This is a genomic window from Billgrantia saliphila (assembly GCF_002930105.1).
In the GTDB taxonomy this organism is placed as follows: domain Bacteria; phylum Pseudomonadota; class Gammaproteobacteria; order Pseudomonadales; family Halomonadaceae; genus Halomonas; species Halomonas saliphila.
Window position 1 is genome coordinate 24167 of the sequence record NZ_PJRN01000007.1, and the last position, 26815, is coordinate 50981.

The 26815-nt window shown below is 63.3% G+C and carries 21 protein-coding genes; 7 read left to right on the plus strand and 14 right to left on the minus strand.

Annotation, left to right across the window (positions count from 1 at the left end):
* The first annotated feature begins 41 nt into the window (after window positions 1-41).
* The 3 genes from CYJ07_RS09430 (at window position 42) to CYJ07_RS09440 (ending at window position 2988) form a co-directional block, all read left to right on the plus strand.
* The gene (locus CYJ07_RS09430; protein ID WP_104203450.1) at window positions 42-1025 is read left to right on the plus strand and encodes a TRAP transporter substrate-binding protein; all 984 of its coding nucleotides are present in this window, start codon (window positions 42-44) and stop codon (window positions 1023-1025) included.
* Window positions 1026-1093: 68 nt separating this feature from the next.
* On the plus strand, window positions 1094-1657 hold the full coding sequence (locus CYJ07_RS09435; RefSeq protein WP_104203451.1) for a TRAP transporter small permease: 564 nt from the start codon (window positions 1094-1096) through the stop codon (window positions 1655-1657).
* Between the two features lie 26 nt (window positions 1658-1683).
* Complete coding sequence (locus CYJ07_RS09440) at window positions 1684-2988, plus strand: TRAP transporter large permease (RefSeq protein ID WP_104203452.1); 1305 nt, start codon at window positions 1684-1686, stop codon at window positions 2986-2988.
* Between the two features lie 18 nt (window positions 2989-3006).
* Here the strand turns inward: CYJ07_RS09440 and CYJ07_RS09445 are convergent, their stop codons facing one another.
* The 4 genes from CYJ07_RS09445 to CYJ07_RS09460 all read right to left on the minus strand — a co-directional run bounded on the left by CYJ07_RS09445 (window position 3007) and on the right by CYJ07_RS09460 (window position 8784).
* On the minus strand, window positions 3007-4848 hold the full coding sequence (locus CYJ07_RS09445; protein ID WP_104203453.1) for a protein kinase domain-containing protein: 1842 nt from the start codon (window positions 4846-4848) through the stop codon (window positions 3007-3009).
* Between the two features lie 62 nt (window positions 4849-4910).
* Window positions 4911-6551 (minus strand): dihydrolipoyllysine-residue acetyltransferase, encoded by a 1641-nt coding sequence (locus CYJ07_RS09450; protein ID WP_104203454.1) that lies wholly within the window; start codon window positions 6549-6551, stop codon window positions 4911-4913.
* A 27-nt stretch (window positions 6552-6578) separates the two neighbouring features.
* On the minus strand, window positions 6579-7556 hold the full coding sequence (locus CYJ07_RS09455) for an alpha-ketoacid dehydrogenase subunit beta (protein ID WP_104203455.1): 978 nt from the start codon (window positions 7554-7556) through the stop codon (window positions 6579-6581).
* Window position 7557: 1 nt separating this feature from the next.
* Window positions 7558-8784 carry a thiamine pyrophosphate-dependent dehydrogenase E1 component subunit alpha gene (locus CYJ07_RS09460; protein ID WP_104203456.1) on the minus strand — a complete coding sequence of 409 codons (1227 nt, stop codon included), beginning with the start codon at window positions 8782-8784 and terminating at the stop codon, window positions 7558-7560.
* A 448-nt stretch (window positions 8785-9232) separates the two neighbouring features.
* On the opposite strand from CYJ07_RS09460, the gene CYJ07_RS09465 reads away from it, so the two are divergent.
* Window positions 9233-11080, plus strand: a complete 1848-nt coding sequence (locus CYJ07_RS09465) for a hypothetical protein (RefSeq protein WP_104203457.1) — start codon at window positions 9233-9235, stop codon at window positions 11078-11080.
* Window positions 11081-11115: 35 nt separating this feature from the next.
* On the opposite strand, the gene CYJ07_RS09470 is transcribed toward CYJ07_RS09465, so the two are convergent.
* From CYJ07_RS09470 to osmF, 4 genes are read right to left on the minus strand one after another with little or no spacing between them, the layout of a single operon-like run.
* Complete coding sequence (locus CYJ07_RS09470; RefSeq protein WP_231489590.1) at window positions 11116-11877, minus strand: ABC transporter permease; 762 nt, start codon at window positions 11875-11877, stop codon at window positions 11116-11118.
* Entirely contained in the window at window positions 11874-12815 is a 942-nt protein-coding gene (locus CYJ07_RS09475) for an ABC transporter ATP-binding protein (protein WP_104203459.1), read from the minus strand. Before CYJ07_RS09475 ends, CYJ07_RS09470 begins: the two co-directional genes overlap by 4 nt.
* Window positions 12812-13978 carry an ABC transporter permease gene (locus tag CYJ07_RS09480; RefSeq protein ID WP_104203460.1) on the minus strand — a complete coding sequence of 389 codons (1167 nt, stop codon included), beginning with the start codon at window positions 13976-13978 and terminating at the stop codon, window positions 12812-12814. Before CYJ07_RS09480 ends, CYJ07_RS09475 begins: the two co-directional genes overlap by 4 nt.
* 3 nt (window positions 13979-13981) lie before the next feature.
* Window positions 13982-14899 (minus strand): glycine betaine ABC transporter substrate-binding protein OsmF, encoded by a 918-nt coding sequence (gene osmF / locus CYJ07_RS09485; RefSeq protein ID WP_104203461.1) that lies wholly within the window; start codon window positions 14897-14899, stop codon window positions 13982-13984.
* A gap of 92 nt (window positions 14900-14991) precedes the next feature.
* On the opposite strand from osmF, the gene CYJ07_RS09490 reads away from it, so the two are divergent.
* Window positions 14992-15984 (plus strand): DUF1853 family protein, encoded by a 993-nt coding sequence (locus tag CYJ07_RS09490; protein WP_104203462.1) that lies wholly within the window; start codon window positions 14992-14994, stop codon window positions 15982-15984.
* 54 nt (window positions 15985-16038) lie between these two features.
* Here the strand turns inward: CYJ07_RS09490 and cysS are convergent, their stop codons facing one another.
* Both cysS and CYJ07_RS09500 read right to left on the minus strand, forming a co-directional pair.
* Window positions 16039-17451, minus strand: a complete 1413-nt coding sequence (cysS, locus tag CYJ07_RS09495) for a cysteine--tRNA ligase (RefSeq protein WP_104203463.1) — start codon at window positions 17449-17451, stop codon at window positions 16039-16041.
* Between the two features lies 1 nt (window position 17452).
* Window positions 17453-19129, minus strand: a complete 1677-nt coding sequence (locus tag CYJ07_RS09500) for a glutamine--tRNA ligase/YqeY domain fusion protein (RefSeq protein ID WP_104203464.1) — start codon at window positions 19127-19129, stop codon at window positions 17453-17455.
* A 189-nt stretch (window positions 19130-19318) separates the two neighbouring features.
* On the opposite strand from CYJ07_RS09500, the gene CYJ07_RS09505 reads away from it, so the two are divergent.
* Complete coding sequence (locus CYJ07_RS09505) at window positions 19319-19828, plus strand: peptidylprolyl isomerase (protein ID WP_104203465.1); 510 nt, start codon at window positions 19319-19321, stop codon at window positions 19826-19828.
* A 78-nt stretch (window positions 19829-19906) separates the two neighbouring features.
* Window positions 19907-20668: a UDP-2,3-diacylglucosamine diphosphatase gene (locus CYJ07_RS09510; protein ID WP_104203466.1), complete on the plus strand. Its 762-nt coding sequence runs from the start codon at window positions 19907-19909 to the stop codon at window positions 20666-20668.
* Between the two features lie 10 nt (window positions 20669-20678).
* Here the strand turns inward: CYJ07_RS09510 and CYJ07_RS09515 are convergent, their stop codons facing one another.
* The 4 genes from CYJ07_RS09515 to lon all read right to left on the minus strand — a co-directional run bounded on the left by CYJ07_RS09515 (window position 20679) and on the right by lon (window position 26798).
* Entirely contained in the window at window positions 20679-21725 is a 1047-nt protein-coding gene (locus CYJ07_RS09515) for a CobW family GTP-binding protein (protein WP_104203467.1), read from the minus strand.
* 186 nt (window positions 21726-21911) lie between these two features.
* A complete protein-coding gene (locus tag CYJ07_RS09520) occupies window positions 21912-23732 on the minus strand; it encodes a SurA N-terminal domain-containing protein (protein WP_104203468.1) in 1821 nt (606 codons plus the stop codon).
* Between the two features lie 211 nt (window positions 23733-23943).
* Complete coding sequence (locus tag CYJ07_RS09525) at window positions 23944-24216, minus strand: HU family DNA-binding protein (RefSeq protein ID WP_104203469.1); 273 nt, start codon at window positions 24214-24216, stop codon at window positions 23944-23946.
* 176 nt (window positions 24217-24392) lie between these two features.
* Complete coding sequence (lon, locus tag CYJ07_RS09530; RefSeq protein WP_104203470.1) at window positions 24393-26798, minus strand: endopeptidase La; 2406 nt, start codon at window positions 26796-26798, stop codon at window positions 24393-24395.
* Window positions 26799-26815: the final 17 nt, after the last annotated feature.

Consider the following 26815-nt stretch of genomic DNA (forward strand, 5'->3'; position numbering starts at 1 on the left):
TAAAGCTTCAATACAACAAGACCAACAAGAGAGACGAGATCATGCACAAGACTCTTTCCCGTACCCTGCTACTGGCCGCCGCCTGCGGCCTCACCGCCACCGCCCATGCCGTCGAATGGACCATGGCCACCCCCTATGGCGATGCCAGTTTCCACACCCAGAACGTCAAGCAGTTCGCCGAGGACGTGGCCGAAGCCACCGACGGCGAACTGACCATCAATGTGCACAGCGGCGGCTCGCTGGTCGCCCACGGCGAGATCAAGCCCTCCGTGCGCCGCGGCACCGTCGAGGTGGGCGAGGTTTTCCTCTCGGTACTCTCCAACGACGATCCGATCTTCGAGGTCGATACCTTACCGGGCGTCGCCGGCAGTTATGACGAGGCGTATACGCTGTGGGAGACCACCCGCCCGGTCATCGAGGAGCTGTTCGCCAACCAGGGGCTCAAGCCCTTGTACGCGGTGGCCTGGCCGGCTCAAGGCATCTATACCGACTTCGAGCTGACCGACCCGGAGCAGTTCGAGGGCCTGCGCGTTCGCGCGCCGAACATCAACACACAGCGCTTCGTCGACAATCTCGGCGGCAACCCGACCGAGACCGAGGAATCCGACATTCCAACCGCCTTCAGCACCGGCCGGGTCGACGCCATGATCACCTCGAGTTCGACCGGCAATTCGATGACCGCCTGGGATTACGTCTCGCATTACACCGACGCCAATCTGTGGTTGCCGAAGAATATCGTGTTCGTCAACCAGCGCGCCTTCGACCGTCTCGACGAGGCCACCCAGGAGGCCCTGCTCGAAGCGGCGGCACGCGCCGAGGAGCGTGGCTGGCAGATGAGCCGCGAGGACAACGAGGCCAGCCTCGAGGCGCTGCAGGAGAACGGAATCACCGTGTCGAAACCCAACGACGAGGTGGCGGCAGCGCTGCAGGAAGCCGGTGACCAGCTATTCGCCGACTGGCAGGAACGTGCCGGCGAAGATGCCAAGCAGGTACTCGAGGAGTACCGCGAAAAGCGCGGCAACTGAGCCATGTCCGCGATACGCGGCGGCTACCCGCCGCGTATCGCCTCTACCGCTCGCCGCGAGGCCACACCATGACCTACAAATTCCACTTTCTCTATCGCCTGGGCGCCTGGGGTGCCGCGACCTGCATGGTTATGATCTGCGCGTTGGTGGCGTTGCAGGTCACTTTCCGGCTGATCGACGCCCTGCTGTCCGTGACGGGATTCGCTCGCCTGGGATTGAGCGTCACCGGGCTGTCCGAGATCGCCGCCTACCTGTTGGTCGGAGCGGCCTTCCTGGGCCTTGCCTACACCTTCGTGCATCACGCGCACATTCGCGTCACGCTGCTGATTTCCCGTTTGCCCTCGGCGGCACGCGCCTGGTTCGAGGTCTTCTGCCTGCTGGTGGCACTCGCCATCAGCGTGCTGCTCGGCTACGGGCTGGTTGAGCTCGCCCGCGAGAGCCGCGATTTCGATGATGTCTCATCGGGCTTCCTGTCGATTCCCTTATGGATCCCTCAGACCGTGCTGGCTACCGGCGTCGGCCTGCTGTGCCTGGCGCTGCTTGAAACGTTGGCGGCGACGCTGCGCATCGCCATTCGCGAGCCCAGCCGCTTCCGCGAAGCCACGGCAACCGACGACAGCGAGACGCCCTGAGGCGCTCCCCGATACGGAGTAGACACGTGTTGATACTGAGTCTGGCCACCATCGCCACGCTGGCGATCCTGCTCGGCAGCGGCGTGTGGATCGCCTTCGCGCTGATCGGTACCGCCTGGGTTGTGCTGGCCTTCTTCAGCTCCTTCGATCCAGGCCCGATTCTGGCTTCCGATTTCTGGGGCGCCAGCTATGGCTGGGATCTGACCGCCCTGCCTATGTTCATCTGGATGGGCGAGATCCTGTTTCGCTCGGGGCTCGCCGACAGCATGTTCCGCGGCCTCTCGCCGTGGCTCAATCGTGTGCCCGGCCGTCTGCTGCACACCAACATAGTCGGCAGTGGCATGTTCGCCGCGGTATGCGGCTCCTCTGCCGCCACCTGCGCCACGGTGGGCAAGATGACCCTGCCGGAGCTCGAACGACGCGGATACGACGTCAACATGGCCATCGGCACCCTGGCCAGCGCCTCCACCCTGGGGCTGCTGATTCCCCCTTCGATCGTGCTGATCGTGTATGGCGTGGTGACCGAGCAGTCGATCTCGCGTCTGTTCATGGCGGGAATCGGTCCGGGCCTGATGATCCTGGCGCTGTTCATGGGCTACCTGATCGTCTGGTCGCTGGTCAGCGGCAACCGTCGCGGCCTTACCGGACGGGACGAGTCCGGCCTGCCTCTGGCCAAAAAATTGCGCCAGACGCTGGAGCTCATACCGATCCTGCTGCTGATCGGCGGTATCATTGCGTCGATCTACGGCGGGCTGGCTTCTCCCACCGAGGCGGCGGCGGTCGGCGTGGTGCTGTCGATGCTGATCGCCCGCTGGAATGGCAGCTTCGATGCCGCCATCTTCAGGGATTCGCTGTTCGCCGCCGTGCGTACCGCCTGCATGATCGCCTTCATCATCGCCGCGGCCTCGTTCTTGACCTCGGCCATGGGCTTCACCCAGGTACCGATGCAACTGGCCCGAGCCATCGGCGAGATGGGCCTGTCGCCCACCATGCTGCTGGTCGCCCTGACCCTGCTGCTGCTGATCATGGGCTGTTTTCTCGACGGGATTTCGCTGATCCTGCTGGTAACGGCCATCATCATGCCGCTGGTGAACGCTGCCGGCTTCGACCTCATCTGGTTCGGCATCTATCTGGTCATCGTGGTGGAGATGTCGCAGATCACGCCGCCCGTGGGTTTCAACCTGTTCGTGATCCAGGGCCTCACGGGCAAGGATATCGTCACCATCACCAAGGCCACGCTGCCGTTCTTCCTGCTCATGCTGGTCGCGATCGCGCTGATGCACCTATTCCCCGAGATCGCCCTCTACCTGCCCCAGACCATGACCCGCTGAGTGCGACGGCGCTCGAGCCTAGCCTCGGGCGCCGTCATGCCGCAGCTCATCCCGAGGGTTGCGCGGGTAGTAGCGTTCGGGTTGACGTTCGATATGGGCGAAGAAACGCGTGTCCTTGTAGGGCATCTTCATGAAGCCCGACACACCGAGCCCTTCGATCAATCCGACGGCATCGAGGATATCCTCGAGGCGGCGGCGGAACTCCGCCTCCCGCGACGGATCGAGCAGGCGGTAGTAGCTATGGATCTTGAGGTGCTGCGGCAGCGCTTCGAAGATGATCATGCCGGTGTGGTGGATCTCGTTGAGCGCCTCCAGCGAGGTGATGATCGGCTCCGGCAGGACCAGGAACTCCTCGGGGTCGGGTCCGTCCTCGAAGTAGCTGTGCAGGCGGCTGCGGTCCTCCAGCTCGGGTACCGCGCTGACCTCGTAGCGCAACCGCATGCCGGGTTCGATGACGAAGGGGTGCGCCGGGCTCTCGCGGTCCAGGTGCAAGGTATCGCGAGCGTTGAACAGGCAGCTCTTGAAGATGCCTTGGCGATAGATGGCGCGGGCCAGATTGACCATGTTGTTGACCGCGGCGACGAAGGCCGACTTGAGCCTGGTATCGTGCAGATTCAACGAGGTGTCGATGTAGACCCCATCGGCTTCCCAACGCACGGCGAGCCCGCCTACCACAGGATACTTGCCCAGGCGGCTCACGGCCGCCAGGAACGCCTTCTCGGTCTCGCCCATGCCCTGCATGAAGTTCTTGTAGTAACGATCGAGCTGCACGTCATTGACGTCGTTGAGCGTCTCGCGGCCGCCCTCCTCGCGCAGGAAAGCCTTGCGCGAGCTGTACACCACGGTATCGATCTCGCGAGTCGAGGGCCGTACCCAGGTCGGCACCAGCGGCGACTCCGCGGCTTCCGGCAGGTCGATCATCACCACCCGCGCCAGGCGCGGCATCTCGCGAATGAAGTGATCCCCGGCGCGTAGGCGCACGCGCGGGTCGGGGTCGAGCATGCCGTCGAGCATGCGAGCGAACTCCATGGGCAGGCCTAGGGAGGTGGCTGGAATGGCGCGATGGCCGAAGCGGCACGACTGGGCCGAGGCCAATGCGTACAGCGTGCCGGCGGTGCCCTGTTCATCGAAGCGCGGCGACGACAACGCGCCGTTCAACTGCTCCTCGCCGATGAAGTAGACGTCACCAAGACGCGCATTGGTCTGCTGCAGGTTGTCCGACATCAGCTCCATCACGTTGGCCGACACGAACTGCTGGTTGGCATCGAGCTGAGCGAACACCGACGAGCCCCAGTCGATCAGTGCCACCGCCTCGCAGCGGGCATCGTAAACCAGGTTCGACGGTTTGATGTCGCCATGGACGATGGGCCGCCCCGCCGGCCCTGACTCGCGGCGCAGGCTGCGCAGGATGTCGGCGAGCTGGTCGGCGATGCGCACCACCAGGCGCGGTGAGAGGCGCCCCTCGCGCAGCGAGACCTCTTCCAGATTGATTCCCGGCGCACGCTGCATCATCAGGATCGACTGGTTGCGCACGCGCTGGAAGGCGATCAGGCGCGGCACCCGGGGGTGGTCGACCTGCTCCAGCATGAAAGCCTCCTCCTCGAGGCGATCCTGCAATTGCTGGGGCAGGTTGACCCGGGTGAACTTGAATACGTACTCCTCGCTATGGGCCGTAATGCCGGCAAATACGAAGCCGTAAGCACCCTTGCCGATCAGTTCGATGTCCCGGTAACCCAACTGCTCGAGCTGGGCGCAACACAGCGCCACCCACTCCTTGAGCTTGCGCGCGTCGTCGTGGCTGAGCAGATAGATCGACTGCTCTTCAGGGATGTAGAACTGCTGCAGCGGCGCCTGAGACATGTCATGCCTGCCTGTCGGTGGGAAGCCGTCTCGATGCCAATGGCTCGGACGGCTCACACATGCTAGCCGAGATGCAGGAGCATCGTCTCGGGACTCTCGAGATAACCCTTCCAGGCATTGCAGAAGCGGGCGATGGTGCCGCCGTCGATCACGCGGTGGTCGCCCGCCCAGGTAGCCGTCATGATCGCGCGCCGCGTCACTTCCCCGCGGTCGTCGAAGCGCGGCAGCCATTGGCTCTTGCCGATGGCGACGATGGCCAGCTCCGGGGCGTTGATGATCGGCGACGCATAGGTGCCGCCGAACGCGCCGATATTGGAGATGCTGATGGTGCCGCCCTTGAGGTCCTCCTGCGCGACTCGGCCCTCGCGGGCATCGGCGGTGAGACGCTGGACCTCGCGGGCCACGTCGAGCACCGTGAGCCGCTCGACGTGCTTGACGTTGGGCACGATCAGGCCCGACTGGCTATCCACCGCCATGCCGATGTTGACCGAGGGCAGGTAGTGGATCTCGGTCACCTCGGAATTGAGCCGGGCGTTGAGGATCGGGTAGTCGCGGATCGCCAAGGCCAGCGCTTTCATGAAGAACGGCATCAGGGTCAGACGGGTCTGCTGCGCCTCCGCCACGGGTTTCAACCGCTCACGCAGTGCCAGCAGCTCGGTGACGTCGATCTCCTCGCCATACTGAAAGTGAGGAATGGTACTGGCCGATTCGACCATGCGCCGCGCCATCACCGCGCGCACACCGCGGATAGGTTCGACTCGCACCTCGCTCTCATCACGGGTGGGGGTCGATGTCGCCCTCGCTGGCGACGCATCACGGGGGGCGGGCTGCGTGGCGACCGCAGCGGGCTGTGTTTCCCCCCGCTCCAGGTAACGCAGCACGTCCTCCTTGAGCACACGCCCCTCCTTGCCGGAGCCGGAGATCGCCTCGAGAGAAAGCCCGTGCTCGCGCACCAGGCGACGCACCGCCGGGCTCGCCGGGATACGCCCGTAGGGCCCCCGACCGCCGGAGGCGACCGGAGATACCGCCGACGCCTCGCTAACCGCCTCCGCCTGGGGCGCCGTCCGCTTCTCGGGCGCGGCATCGGTCGCTTCGACCTGATCCGGCACATAGGCGAACAGCGGCGCATGCACCTTGGCGATCTCGCCCTTGGGCACATACAACTGACTCACCGTGCCCGCCTCGGGGGCCGTGATCTCGACCATCGCCTTGTCGGTCATCACGTCGACCAGCGGCTGGTCCTCCTCGATATGTTCCCCCTCGGCCACGCGCCACTCCACCACCTCGCACTCGACGATGCCCTCGCCGATGTCGGGCAGGATGAAGTCGCGCGAAACGTCAGCGGCCGACGTCGCCGAACCGGCGGACTCGGGCCGCGGAGAGGGTGCTTCCTCGACCGGACTCGCCACTTCGTCCTCCGGCCGGGCAACGGGACGCGGCGGCTCCGGCGTGACGCTCTGTTCGCTCCCTTCGGCCTCATAGGCGAACAGCGGCGCATGTACCTTGGCGATCTCGCCCTTGGGCACGTAGAGCTTGGTGACGCGCCCGGCCTCGGGGGCGGTGATCTCGACCAGGGCCTTGTCGGTCATCACCTCGACCACCGGCTGGTCTTCCTCGATGACGTCGCCTTCATCGACGCGCCATTCCACAATCTCGCATTCCACGATACCTTCGCCGATATCGGGCAGCATGAAGTCGCTCATCGTTGTCTCCTGTCCTGATATCGGGCGTCAGAACGCCACGGATGCCTTGATCGCTTCGAAGATTTTCAAGTGATCGGGCAAATACTCCTTCTCCAGCGTCAACGGGAAAGGCGTATCCAGACCCGTCACCCGCTCGATGGGCGACTCCAGGTACAGGAAGCAGCGCTCCTGGACGGTAGCGGCGATTTCGCCGGCGAAACCGCCGGTGCGCGGTGCCTCGTGGGTAATCACCAGGCGGCCGGTCTTGAGCACCGACTCGGCCACGGTGTCCTCGTCCCAGGGCAGGATGGTACGCAGGTCGATCACCTCGCAGGAGATGCCCTCTTTCTCAGCCAGCTCCACGGCGTGGTCGATCACCTCCATCTGCGCGCCCCAGCCCAGCACGGTGATGTCGCTGCCCTCCTTGATCACCTCGGCCTCGCCGATGGGCAACTGGAAGTCCTCCTCGGGGACCTCGCCGACCGAGGCGCGATAGAGCCGCTTGGGTTCGAAGAAGACCACCGGATCCGGATCGCGGATGGCCGACAGCAGCAGCCCCTTCGCCTGATAGGGGTTGCGCGGCACCACGACCTTGAGCCCAGGCGTGTGCGCGAAGTAAGCCTCGGGCGACTGGGAGTGATAGAGACCACCGGAGATACCGCCGCCGTACGGCGTGCGTATCGTCAGCCCGCCGACATTGAACAGATCGCCCGAGCGGAAACGGAACTTGGCGGTCTCGTTGACGATCTGGTCGAAGGCCGGAAAGATGTAGTCGGCAAACTGGATCTCGGCCACCGGCACCGAGCCCTGGGCCGCCAGGCCGTTGGCAAAACCGATGATGCCCTGCTCCACCAGCGGCGTGTTGAAGCAGCGGTCGCGGCCGTACTTCTCCTGCAGATGACTGGTGGCGCGAAAGACGCCGCCGAACACACCGACGTCCTCACCGAAGCAAAGCACCTTCTCGTCTTCGGCCATGGCGATGTCGAGGGCGTTGTTGATCGCCTGAAGCATGTTCATCTTGGGCATCTCAGGCTCCCCCTTGCTCTTCGCTGGCCTTGGTGTCGGTGGTGTCGACGCTGACGTCGGGATCGAGCGATCGAGCCCCCCTGGGGTAGGCGTCCGGATGCCTGCGGATATGGGTCTTGAGCGCGTCGAGCTGGCGCTGCAATGCGGGCGTGACGTCGGCGTAGACGTCGGTCACCAGGCTGTCCAGGGGCGGTGGCGGGCGCTTCTCGGCGCGCTTCATGGTTTCTAGCACCTCGCGGCGCAGGCTCTCCTGAAGGCTCTTCTCCTGCTCCTCGCTCCACCAGCCGCGATCGATCATCCAACGCTGCATGCGCAGGATCGGGTCCTTCTCGCGCCACGCTTCCTCTTCCTTGCGCGAGCGGTAGCCCGAGGGATCGTCCGAGGAAGAGTGAGCCGCCAAGCGATAGGTCATCGCCTCGATCAGTACCGGCTGGTTCATCTCGACCGCAATCTTGCGTGCCTCCTGAGTGGCCCGATAGACGGCGAGCACGTCGTTGCCGTCGACGCGAATGACATGCATGCGGTAGCCGAAGGCACGCGGTGCGATGCCGTCGGCGGCGAACTGCTCGCTGGCCGGCGTGGATATCGCATAGCCGTTGTTGCGACAGAAGAAGATCACCGGCACCTTGTGCACCGACGCCATGTTCAGGGCAGCGTGGAAATCGCCCTCGGAGGCCGCGCCCTCGCCGAAGAAGGTGATGGTGCAGTGGCCCTCGCCGGCCAGCTTCTGGCCGTAGGCATAACCGGTGGCCTGGGGAATCTGGGTTGCCAGCGGTGAGGAGATGGTCATGTAGTGCAACTTGCGCGACCCGTAATGGATCGGCATCTGACGTCCCTTGCCGTAATCGAGCTCGTTGCCGAACAACTGATTCATGAACTCGTCGTAGCTGAAGCCGCGATAGACCAACGCCCCCTGCTCCCGGTACTGCGCCATGATCATGTCGGCGTCGTCGAGTGCCGCGGTCGCGCCGATCACGGCGGCCTCCTCGCCGGTACATTGCATGTAGAAGGAGAGCCGCCCCTGGCGCTGCGCCGCCATCATACGCTCGTCGAGCACGCGCGTGACGAGCATGGCGCGATAGATCTTCAGCGCCTTCTCCTCATCGAGCTCGGGCGCCTCGGCGCCTTCGAACAGGGTGCCATCCTGCTGCAATAGCCGGAACGTCGGGATCTGGAACTCATCGCCGGTCATGAACTCCGGCGCATGGACGTCATAAGTTGTTGTCATCTTCCTGGTCCTTGGGTAGTGGCAGGAGGAAAAACCGCCCCTTGTGAGGGCAGTGTTGTCTCTAATGTAGCCGGCCGCCAGAGGGTCACCCAGCGACCCGCCAACGCTGGATCAGTTGACGTTAACGTAAGATGGATCTTAGCGCATCTATTTTGCTGGCCTATTGGCGGTTCGTATAAGGAATCGACTGCCTTGAAGCTGAATGCATGAAGTGCCTCGCTCTGTTCCGACGATCCCCGCGGCGCGCCAACGACGCGGCCCCTCCCCTGGCGCCGCAGTGTGAACCAACCTGCCTCCCGCACCCTTGCTGCGCCTCGCTTTCTTTACTACACAGTAGTGGCGCGCCAGCACGGCAAATCGCACCCATAACACGCTACAGCACGTCACAAAAAATTCCCCACCTCGGGCAGCGAAGTTCGCTCGTGGCCAGTCGAAAGGGAGTATTTGAATGACTCGCGATCCCAAGGCAGCGATCCCATCCTTCGCCCAACGTATCGACCTTCCACTGGAAGCACATGGCTCCACCCCTGCCGCCCTGCTTCGTTCAAACGACTCGATCCTGAGCGAGCTTCACTCGGGGCTTACCGAGCTCAGAGAACAGCAACAGGAACTCTATGCCGACCTGAACCGCATGCAAGAGACGACTGCCCTGTTCCGCGACATGCATCAGCGAACCCTCTCGCAGGATCTCGAGACAGCGATCTCCGCACTACGCGAGGGCCCGGCAGGACAAATGATGCGCCTCCTCAACGAGACGATTACACCCTCGGAGCGGGAACGCGACGAAGAAGAGGATGATGAAGAGAGGCACGTGGAAACCGTCACGCTGGGCAGTACCGACGAGGACATGACGTACGACGACATGGGCGACGCTGCCCTGGCGCTGAACCTGAGTGCCGATGAAAGGAATGAGGAGTACCACGGCGTCTTCCGCTTCGACGGCAGCGGCCCCGCGGCGATCGACACCTTCTTGTCGGAAGATCCGAATCCCGAATATGACTCTCCCAGCGGTACCTACCATTTGCCCAACAGCGAATCGGTGAGCCTGTACGTGGCTGATGACACCGGGTTTAGCGGTACCATCCATGCCGATGCGGCCCAGTCGCTGCGGGTCGACGCGCCCGGCTGGTTCAGTAATGCCACGCTGCATGGCGCGCACCTGACCGAAGCCACCTTCAACCTGGACATGGTGAGCATCTATGAAGGTGATGAAGCCCATGGTGGCACCTATCACAGCCTGGATATCAACGCCGAGAACCTGGAGCGGCTAAAGGTCACGGGCGATGCAAGGTTTCACCTCACCTCCATTGCCGATTCGGACGCTTTGCAGCAGGTGGATGCCTCCACCGACGGCGAGCTGCTGCTATCGGGCCTCGAACTGAATCATCTCGAAGAGGTCAACCTCGAGGGCGGTGGCCGAGTCGTTTTCTACACCGACGAGGCCAGCACTCAGGTCGAGTCGGTTCGTATCGACGCGGCCGAACTGCGCGGCGACATTGTGCCACCTGGTGAAGACACCCTGAACATCGATATCGGTGCATTTGCCGGCCAGGCGCGTGGCACGGCCGAGATCGTTGGCTCCGAAGTTGGCCAGAACGGCATTACCGTTGAAGGTCGTGATCTGAGCTACACCGGCGGAACGGCAGGCAACGGGTTGCGTTATCGGAACGCTGGCGAACTGGATGACATGGCCAGCTTCCGTATCCATTCTCCCAACGCTTCGACTTCTCTGGAAGACGTGGTAGCCCGTGGCGAGCTGTTGCTGGAGGATGGATTCGCCATTGTTTCAGGCGACAGCTTGGTGGAAACCGAGGATTTCTATGCGTTGACCGGAGCAATCCTGCATCCGGAAAGTGCCGATGGTGCTGTCAGAGTACGGTCGAGCGGAGAGGTGACGCTTAATGCCGGCCATAACTTTTCCAACGACAGCGCTGCCTACAACGACGCCTTCTTCGCTCGCGATACCAGGGATACGCAATGGTCGATCGACGCTGACGGCCGCTTCGACGGCACCTTCGACTTCGGCGTCACCGTGGCCAATGACGATGACGACACCCTGGATGGCCTTCTGTTCGAGGATGACGCCGGCGACCTCTTCTATGTGCTGGATACCGATGCCGACCCCGGCATCGAAGAAGGTGCGGACGCCTTCCGCATCGCCGAGGCGGGGGAAGGCTGGGTCGATGAGGGCAATGTACAGAGTGCCGCCGAAGTGGACGCCTTCATCGGCGATCACGCCCTATCGCTGCTGGGCGTGGGTGAGACGACCCTGATCGAGCATGGCGAACTGGCGTGAAGTCATTGCCATGACGGGCCCTGCCGCGCGTGGCGCTAGCCGCGACGCAGCAGGCGCTCGAAGACGCTATCGACGGCAAGGGCGAGCAGCCCGATCAGCAGCGCCCCCTGTACGATATAGGCGGTGTTGCCGTTGATGATGCCCGCGATGATCGGGTCGCCAAGGTTGCTGGCACCGACGGTGGCTCCCAGCGCCGCGGTCGCGATGTTGACGGTGACGGAGGTACGAATACCGGCCAGTATCACCGGCGCCGCCAGGGGCAGCTCGACCTGGCGTAGAAGCTGGCCACCGGTCATGCCCATGCCCCGTGCCGCCTCGCGTACGTCGGCGTCGATGCCATCGAGCCCCGTCAGGGTGTTGCGCACGATAGGCAGCAGGCCGTAGAGCAACAACGCAACGATGATGGGCAGCGTACCGAAGCCCAGCGCCGGAACCGCCAGCGCGAGTACGGCAACGGGTGGAAAGGTCTGGCCGATCGATGCGAGCTGCGAGACGAGCGGCAGGAAGTCGCGTCCGGCCGGACGCGTGACGGCGATCGCCGACCCTATGCCCAACGCCACGGCCAGCAGCGATGCCACCCCCACCACCAGCACGTGCTGGCCCAGCAGCACAAAGAACCCGGCACGCCGATAGATGACCTCGCGACTATCGGGTTCGATCCAGCGAAACGCTCCTTCTAGATGGGGCATGCCGGAGGCGAACAACACCAGCAGGAATAGCCAGGCCAGTGGGGCCAGCCAGGAACGCATCTGCGTTTGCAATCCCGCGGCACCGATCGTCAACTCCTGGCGGCTCATGACGTCTTGCCCCCCAGCAGTCGACGCAGCGACAGCTCGCCGACGGGTATGTCCTCGTCGTCGACCACCGTCAAGCGCTCCACGCGATGCCACAGCATCAGTGACAGCGCTTGGCTCAGCGGCGCGGCATAGGGGATACGTTCGCTGGCGAGAAGGCGCGGCCCCAACGGCAGCATCCGCTCGCTGACGCGGGTCAATGCCGCCTCCTTGAGGCCGCGATCCATACCGCCCAGCAGTGACTCGACGAACTCGTCGGCCGGGTCGTGCAACAGGTCGATGGGGCGCCCCTGCTGCACGATACGACCCTTGCGCATGACCACGAGACGGTCGGCCAATGCCAGCGCTTCGTCCATGTCGTGAGTCACGAAGACCACGGTCTTGTGCAGGCGGGCCTGGAGCTCTTGCAATTCCTTCTGCAGTGACTGGCGTGTGAGGGGATCGAGGGCGCCGAACGGCTCGTCCATCAGCAGGATTTCGGGATCGGCGGCCAGCGCTCGGGCCACGCCGACGCGCTGTGCCTGGCCGCCTGAAAGCTGCCGCGGGTACTTGCCGGCAAATTCCCGCACCGGCAGCCCCAGCAGTTGCATCAACTCCTCGACCCGCTCCTGAATGCGTGCCCGCGGCCACTTGAGCAGTCGCGGCACCAGCCCGATGTTGCGTGCGACCGTCCAGTGCGGAAACAACCCGGTACTCTGGATCACATAGCCGATGCGTCGGCGCAGCGTCACCTCATCGAAACTGCGCACCGGGGCCCCCTCGAGATGAATCTCGCCCCCGTCGTGCTCGATCAGACGATTGATCATGCGCAGCGTCGTCGACTTGCCGCACCCCGAGGTGCCCACCAGCACGCACACTTCTCCCTTCTCGACGCGCAGCGAAAGCGCATCGACGGCGGTCTCGCCGCCGAATCGTTTGGTGACGCCGAACAGCTCTATCATGCAGCCCCTCCCGGGCGGAGACGTTCACTCAGAGCGCTGATCGCGGCGTCGGCAACCAGCGCAAGCCCCAGTATCGGCAATGCCCCGAGCAGCACCATATCCATGGCGGCCTGCCCCAGCCCCTGAAAGACGAAGGTGCCGAGCCCCCCGGCACCGATCAGTGCCGCTACCGCCGTGAGGCCGATCGCCTGCACGGTGGTGATGCGAATACCCTCGAGCACGATCGGCAATGCCAGCGGCAAGCGCACCTGGAGCAGTACCTGGCGCCGGTTCATGCCCATCCCGTGCGCCGATTCGATCACCGCCGGGTCGACCTCCTCCAGCGCCACATACATGTTGCGCACCATTGGCAGCAGGCTGTAGCCCAGCAATGCCAGGAAGGCCGGCGCCCAACCGATGCCACTGACCCCAATGGCCGCCAGCGCATCGAACCGAGCGCCGAGCCAGGCGAGCGGCGCCAGGAGCAGGCCGAACAGCGCCAGACTGGGCACAGTCTGCAGGAAGTTGAGCAGACCGAAGCCCGCACGGCGCACACCGGGATGGCGTCGCATGGCAAGCGCCAGCAGCGCACCCAGGACCAGGCTAGCGAGAACCGCCGCTCCGACCAGAGCAAGATGGGTGGTAACGGCCGCCAGGAACTGGTCGCTACGCGCCTGGTATTCTCGGTAGAGCGACAGTGGTTCCAGCCACCACACCAGCGCCACCCACCAGCTCGCCAGCACGGGCAACAGTAGCAACCAGCCCAACTGGCGCGGCAGTCCGAGTCGAGTACGCAACTCGATCAGTGTCAATAGCCAGACGAACAGCAATAGCCATATCGAGACGCCAATTCCAATTCGCGCCTGCGGCATCTCCGGTTCCACCAGGCTGGCACTCGCCGCGACGAGCCACCAGGGGAGCAGAACCAGCAGCGCCAGCACACTCCAAAGAGCCAACCGCAGCGTCTGAGGCGAGGGCCGCCAGGCCAGCCCCGCCACCACCAGCATCGGCAGCGTCATGGCCAGTGCCGGCCAGCCCCCCCCTATCTCGAAAGCACGATACGAGTTACCAGGCACGATGCGATTGGGAGCCAGGCTGACGGCATCCAGCGCAAGCCACGCCAGCAGACCGGCCAGCATCAAGGCCAGCAGGACCCTATTGGGTACGCGTCTACCGCTCTCCATAGCTTATTCCGGCAGCTCTTCGAGAAAGCCCTCAGCCACTTGACGCGGATCGAGGCCATCGACCGCAACCTTGCCGTTGAGCTCCTGGAGCGTCTCCAGGTCGAGCGCGCGAAATACCGGCGCGAGCAGTTCCTCGATCTCGGGGTGCTCATCGAGCACCTCCTGACGCACCACCGGCGCCGGCTGATAGATCGGCTGCACATTCTTGGTGTCCTCGAGTACCACCAGATCCAGCGCCGCCAGCCCCCCATCCGTTCCGTAGGTCATGGCGCCGTTGACCCCGCTGGTCTGCTGGGCGGCGGCCCGCATGGTGGCGGCGGTATTGCCGCCCGAAAGCACCAGTAATTGATCCGACGTCAGCTCGAAGCCGTAGGCCTCCTGGAACGCCGGCAGCGCCTGCTCGGATTCGACGAACTCAGCGCTCGCCGCGAACTTGAAGTCTCCCCCCTCTTTCAGATAGTCCGCCAGGTCTTCGAGCGTCTTCAAGTCGTGCTCCCGTGCCAGGTCGCCGCGTACGCTCATCGCCCAGGTGTTATTGGCCGGAGCCGGCGCCAGCCAACGCAAGCCGTTGTCGGCATCCCGCTGCCGTACCGTCTCGAAGGCGCGCTCGGCATCGTTCCAGACATCGCTGTCTCCCATGTCGAAGAAGAAAGCGCCATTGCCGGTGTACTCGGGGTAGAGATCGATCTCGCCGGCCAGCAGCGCTTCGCGCACGATACTGGTGGCGCCGAGTTGCAGACGGTTTTCGGTTTCGATCCCCCCCTGCTCCAGACGCTGGATGATCAACTGGCCCAATACCGATCCTTCGGTATCGATCTTGGACGCCACGACGACCGGTTCGTTGGCCTGGACACCGGCGGAAGCGAACAGCAGCAAGGAGCCGGCGGCGAGTGCCGCCAAACCTCTCAGGGAGCGATTCATAAGGCAATACCGTCGTTGTGAATGTACCCAGAGTATAAGGCGTGTACAGTTTGCCTGTCAGATCCACCTCAACGCGGAGCCATGAGCCGATCATGCGCGAGGACGACCACCGCCTGCTTGCCCGATGCCATCATCCGCTGGTGAGGGATCTGGCATGGTTAGTGCTGACGCCGGATTTGATCGCCACACCCTGGCCCGGGCGTCCTGGGCGTCCAGCATTGGGGCTGGAGGACGATCGACGGCTGACCGCGTTCCTCGACGAGCAGGAAGCCCACCCCCAAGCGCTGGAGCGCCGCGTGAGCGGTACCATCGAGGGCCGCATGGGCCATTATCACGAACGCCTCTGGCAATTCCTGCTCGATGCGGCACCGGCCACGCGCCTGCTGGCCAGCAACCTCCGCATTCATCAGGGCAAACGCACGCTGGGCGAACTCGATCTCCTCTATCGGCGGCGTGACGATCCGACGCCGATTCATCTCGAAGTCGCGATCAAGTTCTACCTCGGCCTAGCCTCGGGGCCCGGCAACGCTCGAGATCAGGCACGCTGGATCGGTCCAGGGGGAGCCGATAGCCTGGCGACCAAGCGCGAGCATCTCGATCGTCATCAGTTGCGGCTGACCGAATGGGACGAAACCCGCCAGACGATCCAGTTGCATACGCATCCGCGAGATATCGGCCCGGCACCGGCAATTCTCATTCAGCGCCAGCTGGCGATGCCAGGCGTGCTCTTCTATCCTTGGCGAGCATCGCTTCCCGCACCGCACGAGGCGACGACGAACCATCTCCGAGGGCATTGGCTGCCCTGGCGCGACTGGCGGCGCCTGCGCGACAGCCTGCCGAGGCACACATGTGCCGCCTGGCTGGCCAAGCCGCACTGGCTGGCGCTGCCCCGGGACGAAGCGTTCGTCCCCCTGCGCGAGCTCGAGGCGCGCCTGGCACAGCACTTCAGCCGCCCCGCGTCGCCGGTCCAGATCGCCCTGCTTCAGCGTTCGCGAGGCGATGTCATCCATCGGCGTCTGTTCGTGGTGGACGACGACTGGCCGCGCCTGATTCCCCTACCGCCTCATCCTCGTCAAGTCTTCTAGACGAGAACGCCCGGCCAGGGCCGGGCGTTCAGCGCTTTGCTTCCGCTTCCGCTGCTACTGCGCCTGGGGCGCCTCGAAAACCCAGCTCGTGCCCTCTCGCGAATCCTTGAGCACGATGCCGAGTGCCGCAAGCTCGTCGCGAATGGCATCGGCGGTGGCGAAATCCCTGGCCTGCTTGGCCTCGGCACGATGGCGAATGCGCGCCTCGATTTCGTCTTCGGAAAGTGGCAACGCCGCCTGGCTGCCCTTGAGGAATCGCTGCGGCTCCTGACCGAACAGACCCAGTACGTCGCCCAGGCGACGCAACTCACGAGCCAGCACGGGCGCCATTTCCGGCGCATCCTTCCTGGCCCGGTTCAGCTCGCGCACCAGATCGAACAACACCGATAGTGCCTCGGGCGTATTGAAGTCGTCGTCCATGGCGGCGACGAAGCGTTCGCCGAAGCGGGCAGCCACATCGCCATCGCCTTCCGCGCCACCATCGTCGATGACCATACCGTCGAGAGCGTTGTAGAAACGTTCCAGCGACTTGCGTGCCTCGGCCAGCGAATCCGGCGCGTAGTTGATCGGGCTGCGGTAGTGACTGGCCACCAGCAGGTAACGCACCACTTCCGGGTCGTGCGCTTCGAGCACCTCGCGAATGGTGAAGAAATTGCCCAGCGACTTGGACATTTTCTCCTGGTTTACCCGCACCGCGCCGGCATGCATCCAGGTGTTCACGTAAGGCTTGCCCGTGGCGGCCTCCGACTGGGCGATCTCGTTCTCGTGGTGCGGGAACGTGAGGTCCGGACCGCCACCATGGATGTCGAAGGTGTCGCCCAGGCAGCAAGTGGACATGGCCGAACATTCGATATGCCAGCCGGGGCGCCCCTCGCCCCAAGGCGAAGGCCAGCTCGCTTCACCCGGCTTGGCCGCCTTCCACAGCACGAAGTCGAGCGGGTCCTCCTTGTGCTCGTCGACTTCAACCCTGGCGCCGGCGCGCATCTCGTCGGGATTGCGGTTGTTGAGCTTGCCGTAGCCCTCGAACCTGCGCACACGATAGTAGACGTCGCCATTATCGGCCGCGTAGGCGTACCCCTTGTCGATCAAGGTCTCGATCATGGCGATGATCTCGCTGACATGCCCCGTGGCGCGCGGCTCGAAATCGGGACGCAGCACGCCCAGACGCGCCTCGTCCTCGTGCATGGCGTCGATCATGCGCGTGGTGAGCGAAGCGATGCTCTCGCCATTCTCGTCGGCGCGCTTGAGGATCTTATCGTCGATGTCGGTGATGTTGCGCACGTAGTTGACGTCGAAACCGCGCCAGCGCAGGTAGCGGGTGACCACGTCGAAGGCCACCATCACGCGCGCATGACCCAGATGACAGTAGTCGTAGACGGTCATGCCGCAGACATACATGCGCACCTTGCCCGGCTCGATCGGGGAGAGCGGCTCCTTGCGCCGCGTCAGCGTGTTGTAGATCTGCATGTCAGCCCTTCTTCTGTATCTTTGCCCAACTGTCCTTGAGACCGACGGTGCGGTTGAAGACCCGCTTACCCTCGCGACAGGCATGACGGTCGGCACAGAAGTAGCCCACGCGCTCGAACTGGAAGCGCGTCTCCGGGCCGGCCTCGGCCAGGCTCGGCTCGCCCATGGCCTGGCAGACCGACAACGACTCGGGATTGAGATGCTCGATGAAGTCGGCGTCCTTGTCCTTGTCCGGCTGTTCGACCAGGAACAGGTTGTCGTAGAGGCGCACTTCCATCGGCACCGCATGGGTCGCGCTGACCCAATGAATCACGCCCTTGACCTTGCGACCCTCCGGGTTCTTTCCCAGGGTGTCGAAATCCACCGAGCAGCGCAGTTCCGTGATCTCGCCGGCATCCTTGACCACCTCGTCGCAGCGGATCACGTAGGAGTTGCGCAGACGCACCTCCTGGCCGGGTGCCAGGCGGAAGAACTTCTTCGGCGGCTCCTCCATGAAGTCGTCGTGGTCGATATAGATCTCGCGATTGAACGGCACGCGGCGCACGCCCATGTCCTCCCGCGCGGGATGACCGGGCACCTCGTAGATCTCCTCGAAGTCCTCGGGGACGTTGGTCAGCACCACCTTGAGGGGCTTGAGCACGCACATGGCGCGCGGTGCATTGTCCTCGAGGTCGGCACGAATCGCATGGTAGAGCATGGCGATGTCGACGAGGCCGCCGTCGGCACGGGTCACCCCGATCATCTCGCAGAACTTGCGGATCGAGGCGGGCGTATAGCCACGACGGCGCATGCCCGAGATGGTCGGCATACGCGGATCGTCCCAACCGTCGACGATCCCCTTGTCGACCAGCAGCTTCAGCTTGCGCTTGGAGGTGAGCGTGTAATTCATGTTGAGCCGCGCGAACTCGATCTGGCGCGGCTTGCAGGGCACCGGCAAATTGTCGAGGAACCACTCGTACAGCGGACGGTGATCCTCGAATTCCAGGGTGCAGAGAGAATGGGTCACGCCCTCGACGGCATCCGACTGGCCATGCGCGAAGTCGTAGGAGGGGTAGATCTTCCACTTGTCGCCGGTCTGGTGATGACGGGCATGACGAATACGATAGAGTATCGGATCGCGAAGATTGATATTCGGCGAGGCCATGTCGATCTTGGCCCGTAGCACCTTCTCGCCTTCGTCGAATTCGCCGGCGCGCATGCGTTCCAGCAGGTCCAGGTTCTCCTCGACGTCACGCTCGCGATAAGGGCTCGGCCTCCCCGGCTCGGTCAGGGTGCCGCGGTACTCGCGGATCTCGTCGGGCGAAAGGTCGTCGACGTAGGCCTTGCCCTCGCGAATGAGATGCTGTGCCCAGGCGTAGAGCTGGTCGAAGTAGTCCGAGGCGTAGCGAACCGCACCGGCCCACTCGAAGCCTAGCCAGCTGACATCCGCCTTGATGGCGTCGATGTAGGCCTGCTCTTCCTTCGTCGGGTTAGTGTCATCGAAGCGCAGATGACAATCTCCACCAAACATCTCGGCCAGACCGAAGTTAAGACAGATCGACTTGGCATGCCCGATATGCAGGAAGCCATTGGGCTCCGGCGGAAAGCGGGTCACGACCTTGTCGACGCGACCAGTCTCGATCTCGTCGTAGATCTGGTTACGGATGAAATTCGGCGCACTGGCGGTCTCGGTGGTCATATGATTGCGGCAACCCTCTGATTGGATGCGAATCGGGAACGCTGGCGAACCGGTGAACAACAGCGCCGCCCTCAGCCTCGCGGGTATCGATGAGTCCGACGCGCTTCGCGCGTCGATACAAAACCGCTATTATAACGCCACGCCCATGCACGGCGCCAAGGCGTGCGCTTATTGGACAGGAATAGTTTGATGATCATTCTCGAAACGAATTTCGGTGATATCACGATTGCACTGAATCACGAAAAAGCTCCGAAAACCGCAGCCAACTTCGAGCAGTACGTTCGCGACGGTCACTACGACGGCACCCTTTTCCATCGCGTCATCCCCGGCTTCATGATCCAGGGCGGCGGCTTCGATCAGGACTTCAACCAGAAGCCCACCCGTGATCCAATCGAGAACGAAGCCGATAACGGGCTTAAGAATCAGTCCGGTACACTGGCCATGGCCAGGACCCAGGACCCCCACTCCGCCACGGCCCAGTTCTTCATCAACGTGGCTGACAACGACTTCCTGAATCACAGCGGTAAATCGATCCAGGGTTGGGGCTACTGCGTGTTCGGCGAAGTGGTCGAAGGCCTGGACGTGGTCAAGCGCATCACCGAGGTGGAAACCACTCGCCGCGGCATGCACGCCGACGTACCGGCAGAGGACGTGGTGATCCAGCGCGCCTACATCAAGGGTACGGCCGACGACGCCTGATCCCAGCTCATATCGCGCGCTCGACCTCCCGGGCGCGCGCCGCCCTCGCCATACGACACGCGCCTGCGAGACACGGCCATGACCACTACCCTGCTGATCTCCGACCTGCACCTGCACCCCGGCGCGCCCGAGGTCACGGAAGGATTCCTCACCTGGCTCGATGAGCGCGCTCGCGGCGTCGGAGCGCTATACATCCTCGGCGATTTCTTCGAGGCCTGGATAGGCGACGACCTGCTCGATTACATCGAGCAGGACCCCACCGGCAACGCCGAACTCGCCGTGCGCGTTGCCACTGCCCTGCGGCGGCTGGCCGATGACGGCACGTCGATCTACCTGATGCATGGCAACCGCGATTTTCTGCTCGGCCATCGCTATGCCACTGCCGCCGGCGCCAAGCTGCTGTCCGATCCCGCCGTGCTGCGCATCGCCGACGAGCCGGTATTGCTGATGCATGGCGACAGCCTATGCACTCGCGACGAGGCGTACATGACGTTTCGTGGCCAGGCTCGCAATCCCGCGTGGCAGCAACAAGTGCTCTCCATGCCGATCGCCGAGCGCCTCAAGCTGGCCGACTCGCTTCGCCAGCAGTCGGGCGAGGCGACCTCCAACAAGGCCGAGGACATCATGGACGTGACCCACGACGAGGTCGTTCGCACCATGCGCGATCACGGTGTCACCACGCTGATTCATGGGCATACGCATCGCCCTGCTGTGCATGAACTGGAAATCGACGACCAGCCGGCCAGGCGTATCGTGCTGGGCGATTGGCAGCCTGGCCAGGGCTGGGAAGTCGTGATTGGCACCGATGGCGACCCGCAGCTGCGCGAATTCTCGCTGTAGCGGGCGGCGATCAACCCGACGTACCCGTCCCACTCCCCAGCCGACAGCCCTGCAGTGTACTCAAGACGCTTTCCGCCGCGGGGAGGCGCTCGTTCTCGCCGATGAGTTCCAGCCTCGAATCCTGACGCCAGGCGCTATCGGTGAGGCTGATGCTTCCTTCGGCCCGATTGAAGAGTTTCCAGCCGACATCGGTATGCAGCACACCCTTGACGCGCAGCCCTGCAGGCAATCGATCCAGCGCCAGGGTCAGCCGATCGAGGCAAAAGACATCGGCGGGATGCCAGCGCCAGCCCAGGGTGGCGTAACCGAGCGCAACGTCACTCTCTTGCAACGGACAACCCGGTGAAGGCTGTGCCATGGCGAAGTCATCGAGCACGACGCTCGCCCCAGCCGAATGGCGCAGCCTGTCGTGGTCCACACTGGTCGCTGCGCCCTCTTCGCCGCGATGCGCCCCGCTGCCTAGCAGCCGTTCGATGGGCAATGCCCCATGCGGCGCCTCCGCTATCCACTTCTTCGCCGGCCACAGCGATTCCGCGTGGCGCCATGCCTCGCCGAGCTGCGCCGCACTGGCCCGGTCGGTCATGGTCAGCGCCACGGCATCGGCCATGCTCAACTGATCGCGGAAGGTCTCATGCTCTCGGGAACGGGAATCGTCGAGCCGCGCGGGGTCGAGCAGCACCAGGATGTCACGAACGTCGAGCACCTCGGAGAAGGCTTCTCCGCGCAGCACATCGAGCAACCCTGCCGGATGGCCCAACCCCGATGGCTCGATGATGAGCCGTTCGGGCCGATGGCGATGCAACAGGTTGACCAGCGTCGCCTGCATGACGAAAGCCAGCTGGCAACACAGACAACCGCCGGGCAGCCCTTTCACTATGACATCGCTGCGAGCCTCGAACATGGTCTGGTCGATGCCGATACGGCCGAACTCGTTGACCAGGATCGCCCAGCGCTCGTGCTCGGGTTTCTGCTCGATCAAGGATCGGATCAGCGTGCTCTTGCCGCTACCCAGAAAACCGGTGACGACATGCACGGGAACAGGCGTGGCGTTTTGCATGGCATGACTCAAGCGCACGGAAGGAATGAATACGTTACTTTATAACAAAATTTTGCCGTCCGCGACTGGGCATCCCAACACCAAAGGCTATTCGTACGCTAAATGAGCTAGAAAAGATAACGGTATAAATCTAGCGTAAAAAGAAAGGGGCGACCAGGCCGCCCCACTCGCGGATCCGAACGCGATTCAGCGTCTCGTGATGTCGCCAGTCTCTCGTAGATGCTCACGCAGTCCCTGCACCACGCTCTGGCTGCGCAGCTGCTCGGTCATGCGCGCGACGAACTCCTCGACCTGCTCGTCGACTTCGCCCTGCTCCACGTCGTCCAGCGCGATCAGGATGACACGATCGCCATCGATGGCGTGACCGAAGACGGCGTCATTCCCTTGGGGACTCGGCAAGCGAAAGGCCGTTTGCAGCGCTTGGCGAGGCACTCCATCATGCTGGCGAGTTGCTGCCTCGACCCGCTGCCATTCCAGATCGAGCTCCGCTCCGGCACGCAGGGTCTCGACCCGCTCACGCGCCACATCCACGAGAAGCTCACGCCGTTTCTGCCGCTCCACTGCCTGCGCCACCTGGTCACGAACCTCTTCCAGCGGCAGAACGGTCGCTTCACGATGTTCGGCTACTCGCAGCACCATGCGGCGATCCGCATCGAGTTCGATGACTTCACTATTGAACCCCTCAATCAGTACGTCTTCGCTGAAGGCTTCGCTCATGACGCCAGGCTCGGACAGAACGCCCTGTCCAGCCCCCTCCCGGGATACCCAGTCGCTCTCCTGCAGCTCCAGATCGAGGCTTTCTGCCACGCTTTCCAGATCGTCGGCGGCAAAGCTCTCGTCGATCAGGGCTTGTACCCGCTGATTGAATTCGTCAGCGACTTGTTCGAGCGCCAGCTCACGAGCCAACTCGTCACGCAACTCTTCCAGAGGCGGCTGGTCCAGTTCGGTGACTTGTATCAGGTGCAGCCCGTTGCTGGTCTCGATGATGCCTGATACCTGGCCCGGCGACAGCGAGAAGGCGGCCTCATCGAAGTCGTCGCCGAAGAAACCGCGGCTGATCACCCCAAGATCTCCGCCCTGCTCGGCCGTCGAGGGGTCGTCGGAATACTCGAGGGCGAGATCGGCGAATTCCTCTCCTTCAGCGAGACGCTCACGCACCTCCTCGAGCCTGGCCACCGCCTCTTCCCGGCCGCGCTCGTCGCCATAGGTCGCCATGATATGCGACACACGACGATCCGCGTCTTGGCCGCGCTCCTCCCACGCCGCACGAATCGAGGCCTCATCCACCTCGACCTGCTCGGCCATCTGCTGCTTGTCGACGACGACGTACTCGAGTCGCACCTGTTCGGGACGCCGGTATCGATCCCGGTTCTCCTCGTAGTAGGCGCTCAGCTCCTCTTCGCTGATCTCCACGGGCTCAGCCAGGTTCTCTTCGTCAAGCACGTGGTAGCGGAAGCTGCGCGTCTGCCGCTGTAGTGCGGCGAGGCTCTCGCGCTCGCTGGGAAGCGTGAACTCGCTGAGCGTCAACCCCTGCTGCAGCTGCTGACGCTTGAGGTCCACACGCAGGGCGTTGCGAAACGAGACAGGCGTGAAGCCGGCGCTGGCCAAGCGATTGCGAAACAGATCGGCATCGAAACGCCCATTTTGATCATGGAACTCCGGCAGCGTCACGATGACTTGGTCGAGCTGCTCGTCCGACAGGTACAGGCCGCCGTCCTCGGCGAAATCAATCAGCAGGCGCTCGCCGATCATCTCTTCGAGTACCTGGCCGCGCAGCGCGCGCTCCTGCTCGGGCGGTACCTGTCCGGAGCGAATGGCGCGCTGCACCTCCATTTCCAGCTCCTGACGTGTGATCGTTTCGCCGTTGACCTTGGCGACCTCATCGCCACTGCCTCCGAACAGCCCCACCAGGGACTCGATCCCGAACAGCGCCATGGTCACTACCACGGCACCTACGATGATCTTGGCGCCCCAGCTCCTGGAGCGGTCACGAATACTTTGCAGCATGCAGGCCTCTGTTGCTGATTGTTGGCTGGCTGTGGCGCCGTATTATACGGTGGCTCGTCGCCCCCGGCCATCGCCGCTCTCCGTCGCCTCGTCATGCGACGTCGCTCGCGGCGTAAAAAAGAAGGCGCATCGCCTTAGCGATGCGCCTGATTGTTTGCTGCCGATATGTGTACGTCCCAACCGGGGACAGCGGCGCAAATAATCCGTTGACTCAGTTTACGGAGTCTTTAAGCGCCTTGCCGGCTTTGAAGGTCGGCACTTTGGCTGCGCTGATCTGGATCGGCTCGCCGGTCTGCGGGTTGCGCCCGGTGCGCGCAGCGCGTTCCTTCACCGTGAAAGTGCCAAAACCGACAAGAGAGACGGTATCGCCCTTCTTGAGGCTCTCGGTGACGGTGTCGACCATGGCATCCAGTGCACGCGACGCTGCGGCCTTGGGAATGTCGGCAGACGCGGCGATGGCTTCGATCAGCTCGGATTTGTTCACACTTCACCCCTTAACTGTTTCAGAAAATGGCTCTAATCGGCGTGCCTTTCGCCCGGCAACACGATCACAGCATGGCTGGCAGTTTATAGCAATGCTGCAAAAGAGGTGTCAAGCAACTGCGGCGCCAAACCGCGTCATGCCGGGATTTCAACCCCGGCATAACACTTAAATTATCGTTAATGTGTATTGATCATGGTGGAAGAAGAAGCGGATTCCTCCGTTCTTGACTCTTCCCCGCTGGAGCCTGCTCTTTCTGCCAATGCAGCCTCCAACACTTCATCGATCCAACGGACGGGCCGGATGTCCAGCGCGCCCTTGATATTGTCCGGTACCTCCTTGAGGTCACGGCGGTTCTCTTCTGGAATGAGCACGGTCTTTATACCACCGCGCCGGGCCGCCAGCAATTTCTCCTTTAGCCCACCGATCGGCATGACTTCGCCTCGCAGGTTGACCTCGCCGGTCATGGCCAGATCGCAACGTATCGGGCGACCGGTATAGGCCGACACCATGGCGGTGACCATGGCGATGCCAGCGCTGGGTCCATCCTTGGGCGTAGCCCCTTCGGGCACGTGGATATGCAGGTCCTCTTTCTCGAAGCGCTCCGGGTCGATGCCCAGAGCGCTGGCCCTGGCACGCACCACGGTCTGGGCGGCACTGACCGACTCCTTCATCACGTCGCCGAGTGACCCGGTCTTGTTGATCCGACCCTTGCCGGGCGTCACTACCGACTCGATATTGAGCAGCTCGCCGCCCACCGAGGTCCAGGCCAGGCCGGTCACACGCCCCACCTGGTCCTCCTTGTCGGCCAGTCCGTAACTGTAGCGACGTACGCCAGCATACTTCTCGATATCCGCCGCATCCAGCGAGACCGGTGCTCGAGCGCCCTTGCCCTCGTACTCGAGACGCTCACGCAGCACCTTGCGGCACACCTTGGCGATCTGCCGCTCAAGCTCGCGCACACCGGCCTCCCGGGTGTAGTAGCGGATCAGCTCGAGCAACGCATCGTCGGAGAAGCTGAGCTCGTCCTCCTTGAACCCGTTGGCGCTGAGCTGCTTGGGCACCAGGTAGCGACGCGCGATCGCGAGCTTTTCATCCTCCGTATAGCCGGGCAGTCGAATCACTTCCATGCGATCCAGCAGTGGCCCCGGAATGTTCATCGAGTTGGCGGTACAGATGAACATCACCTCGGAGAGATCGTAATCGAGCTCGAGATAGTGGTCGTTGAACTTGTCGTTCTGCTCCGGGTCGAGCACCTCCAGCAGCGCCGAGGCGGGATCGCCACGATGGTCCATGCCGATCTTGTCGACCTCGTCGAGCAGGAACAGCGGATTTTTGACGCCGGCCTTGCTCATGCGCTGGATCAGCTTGCCCGGTAGCGAACCGATATAGGTACGGCGATGCCCGCGAATCTCCGATTCGTCGCGCACGCCACCCAGCGCCAAGCGCACGTACTTGCGATTGGTGGCCCGGGCGATGGACTGGCCGAGGGAGGTCTTGCCCACCCCTGGCGGCCCCACCAGGCACAGCACGGGCCCCTTGAGCTTCTTCACTCGCTTCTGCACGGCGAGGTATTCGAGGATGCGCTCCTTGACCTCATCGAGGCCATAGTGGTCCTCGTCCAGTACCTTATGGGCATGCACCAGGTCGTGCTTGACCCGGGTGCGCTTCTTCCAGGGCACCGATACCAGCCAATCCAGATAGGAACGCACCACCGTGGCTTCGGCCGAACTCGGCGACATCATCTTGAGCTTGCCCAGCTCCTGAAGCGCCTTGTCGCGCGCTTCCTTGGGCATGCCCGACTCCTCGATCGCCGCCTCGTACTTCTCGGCTTCGTTGGGCACGTTCTCGAGCTCGCCCATCTCCTTCTGGATGGCCTTCATCTGCTCGTTGAGATAGTACTCGCGCTGAGACTTCTCCATCTGGTCCTTGACCCGGGAGCGGATGCGCTTCTCCACCTGCAACAGATCGATTTCCGATTCGATCAGCGCCATCAGGTGCTCGATGCGATCCCTCACGCGATCCATTTCGAGCAGTCGCTGCTTGTCCTGGATCTTGAGTGAGAGATGCGCACAAATGGTATCGACCAGGCGGCTGGGATCCTCGATGCCCGAGAGCGAGTTGAGCACCTCGTTGGGGACCTTCTTCGACAGCTTGACGTACTGCTCGAACTGATTGAGCAGCACGCGCACCAGCGCTTCCTGCTCACGCTCGGTCAGCGGCTCGCTGTCGCGCAGGACGGCCTCGGCCATGCTGTGCCCTTGGTCGGCATGATGGACTTCGCGCAAGTCGGCGCGGGAAACCCCCTCGATCAGTACCTTGACGGTACCGTCGGGCAGCTTCAGCAACTGCATGATCTCGGCAACGGTGCCGATGGTGAATAGGTCCTCGGTGCCCGGGTCGTCCTGCCCGGCTTCGCGCTGGGCCACCAGCAGTACACGCTTGTCGGCGTCCATCGCGGCGTCCAGCGCCTGGATCGATTTCTCGCGGCCGACGAACAAGGGGATCACCATCTGCGGATAAACGACCACGTCGCGCAGTGGCAAGAGAGGCAGACTCAAAGTCTGAACGGCGTTCTGCTGCATCGCAGACGTTCCTCAAA